The sequence below is a fragment of the Pseudomonas paraversuta genome, from assembly GCF_904063065.1.
Lineage (GTDB): Bacteria > Pseudomonadota > Gammaproteobacteria > Pseudomonadales > Pseudomonadaceae > Aquipseudomonas > Aquipseudomonas paraversuta.
Window position 1 is genome coordinate 237,415 of sequence record NZ_CAJFCL010000005.1, and the last position, 15,286, is coordinate 252,700.

Genomic DNA, 15,286 nt, shown 5'->3' on the forward strand with positions numbered 1-15,286 from the left:
TGGCGCATGGTTTTTCCGGGATTTGCCGACGAAGCTATTTATTTCAGGAGGATAGATGTCAAAGCCTGCATGGATGCGCAATACCCTGGTGGCCGCTGCCTTGTTGAGTGTGCTCGCTGCGCCGGTTTACTCAGCGCAGGCACGAACTCTGCAACTGGCCATTGGCGATGAACCCACTGAAGGCTTTGACCCCATGCTGGGCTGGAGTCACGGCAGTTATCTGCTGTTGCACAGCCCGTTGCTCAAGCAAAACGAGGACTTGTCCTGGAGCAGTTTCCTGCTCACTGATTATCAGACCAGTGACGATGGCAAAACCTGGACTTTGAAGCTCAAGCCCGACTTGAAATTCTCCGATGGCTCGGCCCTGACTGCCAAGGATGTGGCCTACACCTACAACAATGCGGCGGCCAGTGGCGGCAAGGTCGATATGGGCAACTTCCTCAAGGCCGAAGCGGTAGATCCGCTCACCGTGCGCATTGAGTTGAAGGCGCCGCAAAGTACCTTCGTCAATGTGCTGGGATCACTGGGCATTGTCTCGGCCGACAAGTACGACGCTAAAACCTATGCGCAAAAGCCTGTTGGTGCCGGGCCTTACCGGTTGGTCAGCTACCAGCCGGGGCAGCAGTTGATTGTTGAAGCCAATCCGTATTACGCGGGGCAGAAAAACGATTTCGACAAGCTGGTGTTTGTATTCCTCGATGAGGACAGCTCGTTTGCCGCGGCCCAGAGCAAGCAGCTGGGTATCGTACGAATCGCTCCGTCGCTGGCGGTGACGCCGACACCGGGCATGAAGCTGTGGGTACGCCCCAGTGTCGAGAATCGCGGCATTGTGCTGCCCACCACCAGGGCAGGCGAAAAGGATGCCCATGGCTACCCCGTTGGTAACGATGTGACCGCCGATGTGGCGATCCGCAAGGCCATCAACTACGCAATCAATCGCCAATTGCTGGCGGACCAGATTCTCGAAGGGCATGCGATACCTGCCTACACCGGGGTCCAGGGTTTGCCCTGGGATAACCCGCAGGCGGCCTTCAAGGATGGCGATATCGCCAGGGCCAAACAGATCCTGGATGAAGCCGGCTGGGTTGAAACCGCCAGTGGCATTCGTGCCAAAGAGGGTGTGCCGGCCAAACTCACCCTGTGGTACGCCAGTGGCGATGCGACCCGACGTGACCTGGCCCAGGCCGTGCGCTCCATGCTCAAGCCGGTCGGGATCGAGGTGGACTTGAAGTCAGGCAGTTGGGAAACCGTTGAACGCAACATGCACGCCAACCCGACCCTGTTTGGCTGGGGCAGCCTCGACCCGATGGAGCTTTATCATCACTACAGCAGCAAGGCGGCCGGGGTTGAGTACTACAACCCCGGTTATTACAAGAATCCTGTAGTCGATCAGCATTTGCAGCAGGCGCTGGATGCTCCGACCTGGCAGCAGGCGGTACCGTTCTGGCAGCAAGTGGAGTGGGACGGCAAGACCGGCGCCGGGGTCAAGGGCGATGCAGCCTGGGCGTGGTTGCTGAACGTACAGCACACGTATTTGGCTGATGAGTGTATCGACCTGGGCAAAGGCGCTCCGGAAATCCACGGTTCCTGGTCGCTGCTCAATAGCCTTGATGGCTGGAAGTGGACCTGCAAGTGATTCGTGGATTCTCGCTTTATGTTGTGCGCTTGATGTGCCTGCTGCTGGTGACGGCAGCAGGCACGTTTACCTTGCTCAGCTTTTCTCCGGTTGACCCGATCCGGGCTTATATCGGCAACGACCTGTTGCACGTGCCGCCCGAGCAATACCCGCTGATTGCTGCGCGCTGGGGGCTGGATCTGCCCTTGTGGGAGCGCTTTTTGCACTGGTTCAGCCAGATCCTGCAAGGCGACTTCGGCTACTCGATGCTCTACAACGCGCCGGTGTCGCAAGTGATTGGTGAGCGCTTTGCCACCTCATTCGCGCTGCTATTGTCGGCGTGGCTGTTTTCCGGGATTGTCGGTCTGGCCATGGGCCTTACGGCCGGACGTTACTTGAATCGCTGGCCGGACCGGTTGATCTCGACCCTGTCCTATGTACTGGCGTCCCTGCCGACCTTCTGGATTGGCCTGTTGTTGCTGTCATTGTTTGCCGTCACCCTCAACTGGGCGCCGATCTGCTGTGCCTGGACCCCCGGCAGCAGCGCCGAAACAGCCAGCTGGGGCGACAAGCTCAGGCACCTGATTTTGCCCATGCTGGCCCTCGGGGTTCTGGGGGTCGGCAATATTGCGCTGCACACCCGCTCACGGGTGGCAGAGGTGATGAACAGTGAGTTCATTCGCTATGCCCAGGCCCAGGGCGATAAAGGCTGGCCGCTGATCAACTTTCATATTTTGCGTCACGCGGTAACCCCCGCGTTGTGCCTGCAATTTGCTTCGGTGGGGGAGTTGATTGGCGGTTCGCTGCTGGCGGAAAAAGTCTTCGCTTATCCGGGCCTCGGCCAGGCCACTATCGATGCCGGCTTGCGTGGTGATATCCCGTTACTGATGGGGATTGTGATGTTTTGTGCGGTGCTGGTGTTTACCGGCAACAGCATTGCCAACGCGCTGTTACTGCGCCTCAACCGCGGGGCGGCGCGCCAGTCATGACTTACGACCCCAATCGTGCCTTGTTCAGGCTTTGCCTCTCGCTGCTGATGCTGCTGCTTTTGATCGCGTATGGCCTGTCGATAGTCAGCGTTGATGTTCCGATGGATTTGCTGGCGCGGCGCCTGCCACCTTCGTCCGAGTACTGGTTTGGCACCGACAGCCTGGGACGGGACCTGTGGCTGCGGTGCTTCCAGGGGATGACCACCAGCCTGCAAATCGGTTTGACCGCAGCCTTTAGCAGCGGTTTTCTGGCCATGTTTGCCGCCAGCCTGTGTGCACTGAACAAAACCCTGGACTACCTGATTCGCGGGCTGATCGACAGCATGCTGGCGTTGCCGCATCTGCTGTTGCTGGTGTTGATTTGCTTCACCCTGGGCGGCGGCAAACAGGGAGTGATCCTGGCCGTGGCCCTGACCCACTGGCCGCGACTGGCCCTGATCCTGCGAGCCGAAATCCTGCGCATACGCGAGACCGATTTTGTCATGCTCTCCCATCGCCTGGGCAACAGCAGCTTCTATCGCTGGCGCCATCACTTGCTGCCGTTGCTGCTGCCGCAGTGGATCATCGGCACCTTGCTGATGTTCCCCCACGCAGTGTTGCATTCGGCGGCGCTGAGCTTTCTGGGCTTTGGTCTGGCGCCCCATGATCCGTCACTGGGCTTGTTGCTGGCGGATGCGCTACGGTACTTGAGTACGGGTGCCTGGTGGATGGCGTTCTTCCCGGGTTTGATTCTGGTGGGTCTGGTACTGGTATTCGACCAATTTGCACGAGCGCTGCAACAGCTCTGGATAAGGATTACCTGATGCTGAAATTCGACCGGTTTGCGATTGATATCGCCCACTATCACTGGCTGGGCCATAAAACCTGGCATCCGCTGCTGAGCAATATCTCCCTGGAGATTAACCCCGGTGAGCTGGTGGCACTTGTGGGCTCCAGCGGGGAGGGCAAAAGCCTGTTGCTACAGAGCGCCCTGGGTTTGCTGCCGGACAACATGCGCTGTCATGGCGATATCGTGCTCGATGGGCAGGTGCTGAGCGCTGCGGGCAAGGTCGACCAGCGCGGCAAAAGCCTGTGCTATGTGCCCCAGGGCGTGAGTGCCCTGAACCCGCTGATTAAAGTCGGCCCGCAGTTGAACAGGGCGGCGCAGTTGAGCGGGGTCACCCTGGAGCCGGGGGCTGTGGCGCGGCAACTGCAGCAATACAACCTGCAACCCGGGCTGGTGGACGAATATCCGCGCAAGTTGTCCGGGGGCATGGCCAAGCGGGTTCTGGCCAGCTGCGCGGCACTGACCCACTCGCGCTACATTCTGGCGGACGAGATCACCTCGTGGCTGGATGACGAGCATGCTTGTCAGCTGCTGACCCATCTCAAGGGTTTTTGCCAGCAGGGGCGGGGCATTCTGTGGGTCACCCATGACCTGGCGTTGGCGGCGCGTTTTGCCGACAAGATCGCGGTGTTGCATCAAGGTGAACTGCACGAAACCCTGAGCGCGAAAGAGTTGCGTGAAAGCGCAGGCAGTCCGTGGCTGCAGTCGCTTTGGGCGGCCTTGCCCGAGCAACAGTTTCTGGCGCGGCGGGTACCGGAAGTCGGGGCTGATTCTTATGCTTGAAGTGCGCGAACTCAGCATTGTGCAAGACGGTCATCGACTCTGGGATTCGGTGTCTTTTCAGGTGGGGCTGGGGGAGTGTCAAGGCATCTCCGCCCCCAGCGGTTTTGGGAAAACCACCCTGGGCCGGGTGCTGGCGCAGTGGCAAACGGCAACTTCGGGCAGTGTCACAGTGGGCGGTAAACCGCTGTCGAAGAAGGGCTACTGCCCGGTCCAGCTAGTGCCACAACACCCCGAACTGACCTTCAATCCTTATCGCACCACGGGTGAGAGCCTGCGTGATGCTTGGTCCCCGGATGCCCCATGGCTTGAACGCATGGCAGTGAATCCTGCCTGGCTGACGCGCCGGCCGGATGAATTATCGGGCGGCGAACTGGCGCGCATCGCCTTGCTAAGGGCGCTGGACCCGCGCACGCGCTATCTGATTGCCGATGAGGTGACGGCGCAACTTGACCCTCACATTCAGGCCCAGGTATGGCGAGTGTTGCTGGAGGAGGTCAAGCGCCGTGAACTGGGGCTGATTGTGTTCAGCCATAACAAGGCGCTGCTGGAGAAAGTCTGTTCCAGTATCTGGATGCCACAGCGGGACGGCTGATCCGCGCAAGCTGTGTGCTGGCATCGCGAGGCAAGCTCGCTCCTACAGGCCATGCAGCTCGCAATATTCGTCCCAGTCCATACCTGCCATTTGTGCCACCTCGCGGTGTACCTCAAGACGTTGGGCCTCAAACTCCTCGGTGCTGGCACTGGTCAATTGCAGCGTCAGTTCCCAGGCAAAAAATCCCAGGCGTTCAGCCTCGGCCTCGAAGGCTTCGTTTAAACGTTCCTGGCGATATTCCTTCATCGATTGGCCCACCGCACGGGCGGCCAAGGGGTTTAACTTCTCAAGCTCGGCTGCCAGTTCGGGGTGCTCGCCGAGAAAGCGATCAAGGGCTTGCTGATGGTTGATTCCGGGTTCAGTCACGCCAGACTCCTGGTTACAAAGGGACGGTCGGTACAGGGTACAGGCCCGGTTCAAGGCCAGGCAGGATGGCTCAAGGCAATCCTGCCGTTGATGGTCGTATTGCGGGTTATTTCTTTTCTGCTTCCGGCAGGAACCAGTTCAGTAACAAGGCGCAAATACCCCCTGTGGCCACACCGGACTCCAGCACATTGCGCAGGGCGGCGGGCATGTGGGCCAGGAACTCAGGGACTTGTGACACACCAAGACCCAGCGCCAGCGACACCGCAATGATCAACAGGGCACGACGGTCCAGTGTAGTGCTGGCCAGAATATTGATCCCGGAGGCTGCAACAGCCCCGAACATCACCATGGCCGCACCACCGAGTACCGGCTCAGGCACTGCCTGAATGGCACCGGCAACGCTGGGGAACAGCCCCAGCAGCACCAGCATGCCGGCAATCCACACGCCAATATGGCGACTGGCGATGCCGGTCAGCTGAATCACCCCGTTGTTCTGGGCAAAGATCGAGCTCGGGAAGGTGTTGAAAATACCTGCCAGCAGCGAGTTGGCGCCATTGACCAGCACGCCGCCCTTGATGCGCTGCATCCACACCGGGCCTTCAACGGGTTCGCGCGAGACCTTGCTGGTGGCGGTCACATCACCAATGGCTTCCAGCGAGGTCACCAGATAAATCACCAGCATCGGAATGAACAAGGCCCATGAGAAGCCCAGGCCAAAGTGCAGCGGTACCGGTACCTGGAATACTTCGGCCTGGTGCATGCCGGTGAAGTCCAGACGTCCGAGGTAGCCCGCCAGGGCGTAGCCCACGGCCAGCGCGATGACGATGGCGCAGCTGCGCATCCAGACCAGCGGGATGCGGTTGAGGATCACGATAATCGCCAGCACCACGCCTGACAGCATCAGGTTTTCGCCATTGGCGAAGGTGCCGTTGCCCATTGCGGTGAAGCCGCCACCCATGCTGATCAGACCGACTTTAATCAGGGTCAGGCCAATCATCAGTACGACGATGCCGGTCACCAGCGGGGTGATCATGCGTTTTACAAACGGCAGTACCCGGGAAATGCCCATTTCGACAAACGAACCGGCAATCACCACGCCAAAAATGGCAGCCATCACCCCTTCAACCGGGGTGCCTTGTTTCACCATCAACGCGCCGCCCGCGATCAGCGGGCCGACAAAGTTGAAGCTGGTGCCTTGCACGATCAACAGCCCGGCGCCGAAAGGCCCGAAGCGCTTGCATTGAACAAAGGTGGCAATCCCGGAGATCACCAGGGACATGGACACAATCATGTTGGTGTCGCGGGTCGAGACGCCCAGCGCCTGGCAAATCAGCAGGCCGGGGGTGACGATAGGAACAATGATCGCCAGCAGATGTTGCAGCGCTGCCAGGAAAGCGATCCATGGCTTGGGACGGGCTTCGAGACCAAAGACCAGATCGCTGGTCTGGGACTCGGCTTCATGCGGTGTTTTGGGAGAGGTCATGGCGAGTGCCCTGGAAAAAAGAGCGCGATTCTACTGGTCTTGGGCCATCACGCACAGCGTTTGCTTGCCTGCAAGCGTAGGCGAACTTTAATTAATCGAATGTTCAGCGACTCTGAAGGTCCGAATCTTGGTCTGACCGGGCCCCGGCACTACTTTAAACAGGACGCGTAACCATGCTTGATTCCTCGTGGACGGCTTTGAAACACCACCGCAGGCTTCATCAGATTGTCGCCACCCTGGTGCGCTTCGGTGCCCAGGACGTACTGCTGCGTCTGGGCCTGGGCCGTTTGCTGGTGGACGTCAATGCCGAGCCCGGTGAATCGCTGCCGGCCAGTACGCCGCAGCGGGTGCGCATGGCCCTGGAAGCGCTGGGGCCAACGTTTATCAAGTGCGGGCAGATCCTGGCCAGCCGCCGCGACATCCTGGGGCCGGAGTGGGTCAATGAACTGCAGGCCTTGCACAGTCAGGCCTCAACCCTGCCATGGGCCGAGCTGGAGGCACAGGTGCTGGAGGATTTGGGCTGCGGTCTCGATCAGGTATTTGCCGAGTTCGACACTCAGCCCCTTGCCGCGGCCTCCATGGCCCAGGTGTACCTTGCACGTTTACTGAGTGGCGAGGCGGTGGTGGTCAAGGTGCAACGGCCCGGCTTGCGGCATACCATGACCGCCGACTTGCAGTTGCTCGAAAGCCTGGCCCAGCTGGTTGAGCAGAATGCCGCGCTGGCGGTGTATCAGCCGCGCCAGATGGTCAGGCAGCTGGCCCGGGCGATGCTGGAGGAGCTGGACTTCACTCAGGAGGGGCAGAACGGCGACAGCATCGCGCAGAACTTTGCGCAGACGCCGCATATCGTCATCCCGCGTATCTATTGGGCTTTCAGTAGCCAACGGTTATTGGTGCAGGAATTCTTGCCCAGCTTTACCCCCTTGGCGCGGGATGCACTGATCGAACAAGGGCTTGATCCCGGCTTGCTGGCCAGCCGCGGGGCACGAGCCTTTATTAAAATGCTGCTGGAGGACGGGTTGTTCCATGGCGACCCGCACCCGGGCAACCTGCGGGCAATGAGTGATAACCGCGTAGGCTTCATCGACTTTGGCATGGTGGGTCGACTGGATGAGCGACGGCGCCTTGAGGTCATGAATTTCATGCGCGCGTTGACCGAGGGCAGTACCGAGCTCCTTGTGGCTGTGCTGATTGACTGGAGCGGGGAGCGCGTGCAAGACCTGTCCCAGATCGAACAGGCCGCCCGCGAATATATGGCGCGCCACACAGGGGGGCAATTGAAAATCAGCGCGTTGATCACCGATTTTCTCGGTTTGATCCGTGAATATCGTTTGTTGCTGCCGCCGGATTTACTGGTGTTGTTCAAGGCGCTGATCACGGCTGACGGGGTATTGACGCAACTTGATCCTGATCTGGATTTGATCGCCACGGCGAAGCCGGCAGTCGAGAAAATGCTGCGTGAGCAATTCAGCTGGAAAGTGGCCAAGGGGTTGGGCATCGACGGTCTGGAGCTGGGGCGCGGGGTGCTGAGCGACCTGCCCAAGCTCACGCGCCTGATGGTGCACCGTCTCAAGCACGGGGTGCTGGATCTCAAGGTGGACATGCCGGGGCTGGAACGGTTGGAGCGCTCATTGCGACTGGCCTCGACCCGATTGTCGCTGGCGTTGCTGATCAGCGCGCTGCTGATCGCATTTGGTCCGCAAATAGCGGCAGCGGGGCCAGTGTGGCAGGGTTTGTCGGCGATTGGCTGGCTGGCGGGGATTGCGACCTTAGGCGGCTTGCTGGCGTTCTTGTGGAGCTTGTTCAGAAGCTGACCCGCACTGCAGCAGCGACTTGTCTGTAGGAGCGAGCTTGCTCGCGAGCTTATGCTTGCAGCGTTGGAAAAGCTCGCGAGCAAGCTCGCTCCTACGGGTTAGAGATGTAGTGCATGCCCCAGCGCACGCAGCGCGGCTTCTTGCACGGCTTCGCCCAGGGTCGGGTGAGCGTGGATGGTGCCGGCGATGTCTTCCAGGCAAGCCCCCATTTCCAGCGACTGGCCGAAGGCCGTGGACAGCTCCGAAACACCGGCGCCCACTGCTTGCCAACCGAGAATCAGGTGGTTGTCACGCCGCGCAACAACCCGCACGAATCCGCTTTTTGATTCCAGGGTCATGGCGCGACCATTGGCGCTGAACGGGAAGCTGGCGCTTATGTAGTCCAGGCCCGCCGCTTCGGCTTCGGCGGGGGATTTACCGACCACGACAATTTCCGGATCGGTAAAGCACACCGCGGCAATGGCTGTCGGGCAGAACTCGCGCTGTTTGCCGGCAATGATCTCGGCGACCATCTCGCCCTGGGCCATGGCCCGGTGAGCCAGCATCGGCTCACCGGTCAGGTCGCCAATCGCCCATACATTGCGCATGCTGGTCTGACAGCGATTGTCGACCCGTATCGCCGGGCCGTTCATGGCCAACGCCAGGGTCTCAAGGTTGAAGCCCCGGGTGTGCGGGCGACGTCCCACTGCGACCAGGACCTGGTCGGTTTCCAGAGTCTGGCTTTCGCCCAGGGCATTGCGCATCGACAGGGTTTTGCTGCTGGCCTGGAAGCCTTCGACGCTATGTTCCAGATACAGAGTGATGCCCAATGCCTTGAGGGACTCGGCAACGGGCAGCGTCAGATCTTTATCGTAGGTCGGCAGGATCCGGTCGCGGGCCTCGACCACCGTGACTTCCGCGCCCAGCTTGCGATAGGCGATGCCCAGTTCCAGTCCGATATAACCCGCGCCGACCACGGTCAGACGCCTTGGTATGCTGGTGGGGCTCAGGGCTTCGGTGGAGGAAATTATCGCGCCACCAATGGGCAGAATCGGCAGGTCGACACTTTTCGAGCCGGTGGCCAGCAACAGGTGTTCGCACTCGATCCGCTGGCCGTCGACTTCAACCGCCTTGCCATCGAGGATTTTGGCCCAGCCGTGGATGACCTTGACGCCGTTCTTTTTCAGCAACGCACCGACGCCGCTGGTCAGGCGATCAACGATGCCGTTTTTCCACTGAACGCTCTGGCCAATGTCGAGGGTCGGGGCCTGGGTCTTGATCCCCAGTGGCGAACTGTTATTGCTGTAGCCTTGGGTGGTGTGAAATTGCTCGGCCACATGGATCAGCGCCTTGGACGGGATGCAACCGACGTTCAGGCAGGTACCGCCCAGCGCCTGACCTTCGATCAGGACTGTTGCAATTCCCAGCTGGCCGGCACGGATGGCAGCCACGTAGCCGCCAGGGCCGCCACCGATAATCAGCAGCGTGGTGTGTTGGGTTGGCTGCATGTTCACTCCAGAAACAGGGTGGCTGGTTGTTCGAGCAAGCCACGCATGGCCTGGATAAATTGCGCTGCGTCCATGCCGTCCACTACCCGATGGTCGAAGGAGCTGGAGAGGTTCATCATTTTGCGGATCACGATCTGGCCTTTGACTACCACTGGCCGTTCGACGATGCGATTGACCCCGACAATCGCGACTTCGGGCAGGTTGACCACCGGGGTACTGACGATTCCGCCCAGTGCGCCAAGGCTGGTCAGGGTAATGGTGGAGCCGCTGAGTTCTTCACGGGTCGCCTTGCCGGCGCGCACGGCGTTGGCCAGGCGCGTGATTTCATCGGCCGCGCCCCACAGGGTCAGGGTTTCGGCGTGTCGGACCACCGGCACCATCAAGCCGCCATCGCTTTGCGCGGCAACTCCGATGTGGGCGGCGCCAAAGCGGGTGATGATTTGCGCTTCATCGTCATACCGAACGTTGATTTGCGGAAAGTCGCGCAAGGCCACCACCATCGCCCGTACCAGAAACGGCAACAGGGTCAGCTTGCCCCGGCTTTCGCCCCATTTTTGATTGAGCTGCGCGCGCAGTTCTTCAAGGGCAGTGACGTCGACTTCTTCGACATAACTGAAGTGTGCGGCGCGGCGCTTGGCCTCCTGCATGCGCTGGGCGATTTTGCGGCGCAGGCCGATCACCGGGATCTGTTGTTCATCGTTGCGTTTGGCATAACCGCTGGCCGGTGCCGCGACGCAGGTGTTGTCTTGCGCCAGATAAGCCTCAAGGTCGTCGTGCAGCACACGTCCTGCCGGGCCGCTGCCGATGACAAAGCGCAATTCGATGCCGGCATCCCAGGCGCGTTTTCGCACGGCCGGGGAGGCCAGCGGACGTTCATTGGCTTCGCGGGCTACAGGTGCAGGCCGTTGGGCCGCAGCAGGCTTGATTGCCGGGGCCGTGACCAGCGCCACTTCGACCCGGGCCTGTGGCGCCGCTTTCGGGGCGGCGGCCAGCGGCTCTGCAGCAGCGGCCGGCTGAGCACTTTCGCGCAGGTTACCCGCGCCTTCGACTTCGATACGAATCAGCTCGCTGCCTACGGCCATTACCTCGCCGGGCTGGCCGCCCAGGGCCAGGACTCTGCCCGCTACCGGGGAGGGAATGTCCACGGTGGCCTTGTCGGTCATCACATCGGCGACCACCTGGTCTTCGCTGACCATGTCACCGACTTTGACAAACCATTCCACCAGTTCAACTTGCGCAATGCCTTCGCCAATGTCCGGCATCTTGATAACGTGCGTACCCATTCAGACCTCCATAACCCGTTGCAAAGCCGCACCGACCCGTGCAGGGCCCGGGAAGTAAGCCCATTCCTGAGCATGCGGATAAGGCGTATCCCAGCCTGTGACGCGTTCAATAGGTGCTTCCAGATAGTGGAAGCAGTGCTCTTGAACCAGCGCAATCAGCTCGGCGCCAAAACCGCAGGTGCGGGTGGCTTCGTGCACGACGACGCAACGGCGGGTTTTTTTCACGGAGGTGACAATGGCGTCCAGATCCAGCGGCCACAGGCTGCGCAGATCGATGACTTCAGCGTCGATGCCGGTTTCTTCGGCAGCGACCTGGGCCACATAGACGGTGGTGCCGTAGGTCAGGATGGTGACTTCAGTGCCGGGGCGCACGATCGCGGCGCAATCCAGCGGCACAGTGTAATAGCCATCGGGTACGGCACTGGCCGGGTGCTTGGACCACGGGGTAACCGGGCGTTCGTGGTGGCCGTCAAAGGGGCCGTTGTACAGGCGTTTTGGTTCCAGGAAAATCACCGGGTCATCGTTTTCGATGGCGGCAATCAGCAGGCCTTTGGCGTCGTAGGGGTTGGACGGCATGACGGTGCGCAGGCCGCATACCTGGGTGAACATGGCTTCCGGGCTCTGGCTGTGGGTCTGGCCGCCATAGATGCCGCCGCCGCAGGGCATGCGCAGGGTCATGGGGGCGATAAACTCACCGGCCGAGCGGTAGCGCAAGCGGGCCGCTTCGGAAACGATCTGGTCGGATGCCGGGTAGAAGTAGTCGGCAAACTGGATTTCGGCAACCGGACGCAGGCCATAGGCGCCCATACCGACGGCGGCGCCGACGATGCCGCTTTCCGAGATCGGGGCGTCGAACACCCGCGAGCTGCCGTATTTGGCCTGCAGGCCTTCGGTGCAACGAAATACGCCGCCGAAGTAGCCCACGTCCTGGCCAAATATCACCACATTGTCGTCGCGCTCAAGCATCACATCCATGGCCGAGCGCAGGGCCTGGATCATCGTCATGGTGCTGGTGCTCACGGCGTTCTCCATCAGAATTTTATTGTTGTCGTTCATCTGGTTATAACCCCAATTCCTGACGTTGCCGACGCAAGTGCTCGGGCATGTCCTTGTACACGTCCTCAAAGATCGTCGCCGCGCTTGGCATCTGGCCGCCGGCCAGGGTGCCAAATCGCTCGGCTTCTTTCTGTGCACCGATGATTTCGACTTCGAGTTCGGCGCTGACGGCTGCGTGCTCTTCCTCGGACCAGTTGCCAGTGGCAATCAGGTGCTGTTTGAGGCGAATGATCGGATCGCCCAGCGGGAAGTGGCTCCAGTCATCGGCAGGACGGTACTTGGAAGGGTCGTCAGAAGTGGAGTGCGGGCCGGCGCGATACGTGACCCACTCAATCAGTGTCGGCCCCAGATTGCGTCGTGCGCGCTCCGCGGCCCAGACCGAGGCGGCGTACACCGCGATGAAGTCGTTACCGTCGACGCGCAGCGAGGCAATGCCGCAGCCCACGCCACGTCCGGCGAAGGTGGTGGCTTCACCACCGGCAATCGCCTGGAAGGTCGAAATGGCCCACTGGTTATTCACCACGTTAAGGATCACCGGCGCGCGGTAGACGTGGGCAAAGGTCAGGGCGGTGTGAAAGTCCGATTCGGCGGTGGCGCCATCACCGATCCAGGCGGAGGCGATTTTGGTGTCGCCCTTGATCGCCGATGCCATGCCCCAGCCGACCGCTTGCATGAATTGGGTCGCGAGGTTGCCGGAAATACTGAAAAAGCCGTAGTCCCGGACCGAATACATGATCGGCAACTGACGGCCTTTAAGTGGATCGCGTTCGTTGGACAGCAACTGGCAGATCAGATCCACCAGAGGCACGTCGCGGGCCATCAAAATGCTCTGCTGGCGGTAGGTCGGGAAGCACATGTCGTCGATGTTCAAGGCCAGGGCCTGGGCGCTGCCAATGGCTTCTTCGCCAAGGCTTTGCATATAGAACGACATTTTTTTCTGACGCTGGGCAACCACCATCCGGGTGTCGAAAATCCGCGTTTTGAGCATGGCGCGCATGCCCGCCCGCAGGATCTCGGTCGAGACGCCTTCTGCCCAGGGGCCGAGTGCCTGGCCCTGATCGTCGAGCACGCGAATCAGGCCTTTGGCCAGATCGGCGGTATCGGCAGGCTCTACATCGACAGGGGGTTTGCGCACCAGACCGGCATCGGTCAGGCGAAGGTAGCTGAAATCGGTCTTGCAGCCTGGACGGCCGGAGGGTTCGGGAACGTGCAGGCGCAGCGGTGCATATTCAGTCATGGCTTTCTCTACGCTCGATCTTGTCGTGTTTATTAGGCGCGGGAGCTAGTTTTTGCGTCGAAAATCCGGCGGGTGATCAAGCCGGATTTTGTCCTACAACAATCATATTCCTGACAGTGAAGAATATTTCTCTGTAGTTCGTTGTGCTTTGCAGCGATTAAGGATAAGAATTCTTTATAAACACAAAAAACAGGTGCTTTTGTCTCATGCGCAAGCTAGATCGAACGGATATCGGGATTCTCAACAGCCTTCAGCAGAATGCGCGCATCACCAATGCGGACCTTGCACGTTCGGTCAACTTGTCTCCCACACCCTGTTTCAATCGGGTAAAGGCCATGGAAGAACGCGGGCTGATTCGTGAGCAAGTCACCTTGCTGGACGCCGACATGCTGGGCCTGCACGTGAATGTGTTCATCCATGTCAGCCTTGAGAAACAGGTTGAAGAAGCCTTGCAAAAATTTGAGGCCGCGATCTCGGATCGTCACGAAGTCATGGAGTGCTATTTGATGGCCGGCGACCCGGATTATCTGATCCGGGTGCTGGTGCCGAGCATTCAGGCGCTGGAACGCTTCATGATGGACTTTTTGACCAAAGTGCCCGGGGTTGCGAACATCCGGTCCAGCTTCGCCCTGAAACAGGTGCGCTACAAAACGGCGCTGCCGTTGCCGCCGGGTGGGCTGACGCTGGAGGAGTGATTCAGACCCGCAGCCGCCAGCGTTCGTTAAAACGCAACTCGACCCTGGACAGTGGTTCTACATCAATCAGGTTGAAGGATGCGCTGCTTGCGGCCAGCGCATGCAGAATGGCGGCGCGGATGACGAAGGGGTGGGTCACGACCGCAAAATGGCCTTCCTCGCGAAACTCATCGAGCCAGGCGCCGACCCGCAGGCACAGGGCTTCTACCGACTCGCCAGCATGGGGCGCCGACCCGGGGTTGTTGGTCCAGTCGGCGAGTACCTGGGGAATACTTTGCTGCAGGTCGACCAGGCGCAAGCCTCGCCACTCGCCGAAGTCGTAATCCTCCAGCGCCGGCACGATCTCGATGTCGTCACCCAGCGCCTGGGCAGTTTGCAAGGTTCGGGTTTCGGGGGCGCAAAGAATTCGCACAGGCTTCTTCAAGGCCGCAGCCATTTCCTGCGCTTGCAGCAATCCCTTGGGGTCAGCCGGTTCATCCAGAGCAAAGCGGCCCAGACGCTGGGCTTCAGTGCGGGCATGACAGATAAAACTCAGGCGGATGGGCATGATGAAGTCCTTGCGGGTAATGCGTTGCAGTAACAGGCGGCACCTGTGTTGCTCGCATTTGCAGGGTGCGGGTGCCCCTCAATTGAGATTAGGCGAGTATTATCACTGCGCATTTCTATCTCAAGGTACTTCGCCATGTCTGCTGTCCTCTTGAAAAAAATCCTTAATACCGCTGCGTTGCTGACACTGCTGGCCGGTGCCGGCTCGGCCTCTGCCCATGCCCATCTGCAACAGTCGACACCTGCGGCCGACAGCACGGTCGCCACTGCCAATGAAGTGCGCCTGACCTTCAGCGAAGGGGTTGAAGAAAAGTTCACCAAGGTGACCCTCAGCCACGACGGCGCGCCGGTTGCTGTAAGCAGCATCAAGACAGAGCCCGGTAACAAGAAGGTGCTGATTGTGACCCCGGCTCAAGCGTTGCCAGCAGGCAAGTACAGCGTGGACTGGAAGGCCGTTTCGGTTGACACCCATAACAGCGCTGGTCAGTACGGCTTCACGGTGGGCAACTGAGTT

Annotated in this window: 15 protein-coding genes; 8 read left to right on the forward strand and 7 right to left on the reverse strand. The window is 60.2% G+C overall.

What is annotated here, in order from left to right; translation table 11 throughout:
• Nucleotides 1-55: 55 nt before the first annotated feature.
• Genes JQ845_RS12470 through JQ845_RS12490 form a run of 5 tightly spaced genes read left to right on the forward strand, consistent with a single transcriptional unit; the run spans nucleotide 56 to nucleotide 4,805 of the window.
• Nucleotides 56-1,636: an ABC transporter substrate-binding protein gene (locus JQ845_RS12470; protein WP_160628060.1), complete on the forward strand. Its 1,581-nt coding sequence runs from the start codon at nucleotides 56-58 to the stop codon at nucleotides 1,634-1,636.
• A complete protein-coding gene (locus tag JQ845_RS12475) occupies nucleotides 1,633-2,604 on the forward strand; it encodes an ABC transporter permease (RefSeq protein WP_236010207.1) in 972 nt (323 codons plus the stop codon). Before JQ845_RS12470 ends, JQ845_RS12475 begins: the two co-directional genes overlap by 4 nt.
• Nucleotides 2,601-3,407 carry an ABC transporter permease gene (locus tag JQ845_RS12480; protein WP_003442088.1) on the forward strand — a complete coding sequence of 269 codons (807 nt, stop codon included), beginning with the start codon at nucleotides 2,601-2,603 and terminating at the stop codon, nucleotides 3,405-3,407. The genes JQ845_RS12475 and JQ845_RS12480 overlap by 4 nt, the downstream gene beginning before the upstream one ends.
• Nucleotides 3,407-4,213 (forward strand): ATP-binding cassette domain-containing protein, encoded by an 807-nt coding sequence (locus tag JQ845_RS12485; protein WP_203009053.1) that lies wholly within the window; start codon nucleotides 3,407-3,409, stop codon nucleotides 4,211-4,213. Before JQ845_RS12480 ends, JQ845_RS12485 begins: the two co-directional genes overlap by 1 nt.
• Complete coding sequence (locus tag JQ845_RS12490) at nucleotides 4,206-4,805, forward strand: ATP-binding cassette domain-containing protein (RefSeq protein WP_003442093.1); 600 nt, start codon at nucleotides 4,206-4,208, stop codon at nucleotides 4,803-4,805. The genes JQ845_RS12485 and JQ845_RS12490 overlap by 8 nt, the downstream gene beginning before the upstream one ends.
• 42 nt (nucleotides 4,806-4,847) lie before the next feature.
• Here the strand turns inward: JQ845_RS12490 and JQ845_RS12495 are convergent, their stop codons facing one another.
• Nucleotides 4,848-5,171 (reverse strand): DUF6388 family protein, encoded by a 324-nt coding sequence (locus JQ845_RS12495; protein WP_003442095.1) that lies wholly within the window; start codon nucleotides 5,169-5,171, stop codon nucleotides 4,848-4,850.
• Between the two features lie 106 nt (nucleotides 5,172-5,277).
• Entirely contained in the window at nucleotides 5,278-6,654 is a 1,377-nt protein-coding gene (locus tag JQ845_RS12500) for a nucleobase:cation symporter-2 family protein (RefSeq protein ID WP_003442097.1), read from the reverse strand.
• Between the two features lie 173 nt (nucleotides 6,655-6,827).
• On the opposite strand from JQ845_RS12500, the gene JQ845_RS12505 reads away from it, so the two are divergent.
• Nucleotides 6,828-8,468 carry an ABC1 kinase family protein gene (locus tag JQ845_RS12505; RefSeq protein ID WP_203009054.1) on the forward strand — a complete coding sequence of 547 codons (1,641 nt, stop codon included), beginning with the start codon at nucleotides 6,828-6,830 and terminating at the stop codon, nucleotides 8,466-8,468.
• 98 nt (nucleotides 8,469-8,566) lie between these two features.
• On the opposite strand, the gene lpdA is transcribed toward JQ845_RS12505, so the two are convergent.
• The 4 genes from lpdA to JQ845_RS12525 are packed head-to-tail and all read right to left on the reverse strand — an operon-like array spanning nucleotide 8,567 to nucleotide 13,531.
• Nucleotides 8,567-9,955, reverse strand: a complete 1,389-nt coding sequence (gene lpdA / locus JQ845_RS12510; protein WP_010656392.1) for a dihydrolipoyl dehydrogenase — start codon at nucleotides 9,953-9,955, stop codon at nucleotides 8,567-8,569.
• A 2-nt stretch (nucleotides 9,956-9,957) separates the two neighbouring features.
• The gene (locus JQ845_RS12515) at nucleotides 9,958-11,238 is read right to left on the reverse strand and encodes a dihydrolipoamide acetyltransferase family protein (protein ID WP_203009055.1); all 1,281 of its coding nucleotides are present in this window, start codon (nucleotides 11,236-11,238) and stop codon (nucleotides 9,958-9,960) included.
• The gene (locus JQ845_RS12520) at nucleotides 11,239-12,294 is read right to left on the reverse strand and encodes an alpha-ketoacid dehydrogenase subunit beta (RefSeq protein WP_003442104.1); all 1,056 of its coding nucleotides are present in this window, start codon (nucleotides 12,292-12,294) and stop codon (nucleotides 11,239-11,241) included. It lies immediately after the preceding gene.
• Between the two features lie 4 nt (nucleotides 12,295-12,298).
• On the reverse strand, nucleotides 12,299-13,531 hold the full coding sequence (locus JQ845_RS12525; RefSeq protein ID WP_203009056.1) for a 3-methyl-2-oxobutanoate dehydrogenase (2-methylpropanoyl-transferring) subunit alpha: 1,233 nt from the start codon (nucleotides 13,529-13,531) through the stop codon (nucleotides 12,299-12,301).
• 206 nt (nucleotides 13,532-13,737) lie between these two features.
• On the opposite strand from JQ845_RS12525, the gene bkdR reads away from it, so the two are divergent.
• Nucleotides 13,738-14,226 (forward strand): Bkd operon transcriptional regulator BkdR, encoded by a 489-nt coding sequence (gene bkdR, locus JQ845_RS12530; protein ID WP_003442107.1) that lies wholly within the window; start codon nucleotides 13,738-13,740, stop codon nucleotides 14,224-14,226.
• A 1-nt stretch (nucleotide 14,227) separates the two neighbouring features.
• On the opposite strand, the gene JQ845_RS12535 is transcribed toward bkdR, so the two are convergent.
• A complete protein-coding gene (locus JQ845_RS12535; RefSeq protein WP_003442110.1) occupies nucleotides 14,228-14,773 on the reverse strand; it encodes a histidine phosphatase family protein in 546 nt (181 codons plus the stop codon).
• 135 nt (nucleotides 14,774-14,908) lie between these two features.
• Here JQ845_RS12535 and copC point away from each other — a divergent pair, with 135 nt between their 5' ends.
• On the forward strand, nucleotides 14,909-15,283 hold the full coding sequence (copC, locus tag JQ845_RS12540; RefSeq protein ID WP_003442112.1) for a copper homeostasis periplasmic binding protein CopC: 375 nt from the start codon (nucleotides 14,909-14,911) through the stop codon (nucleotides 15,281-15,283).
• The last annotated feature ends 3 nt before the right edge of the window (nucleotides 15,284-15,286 follow it).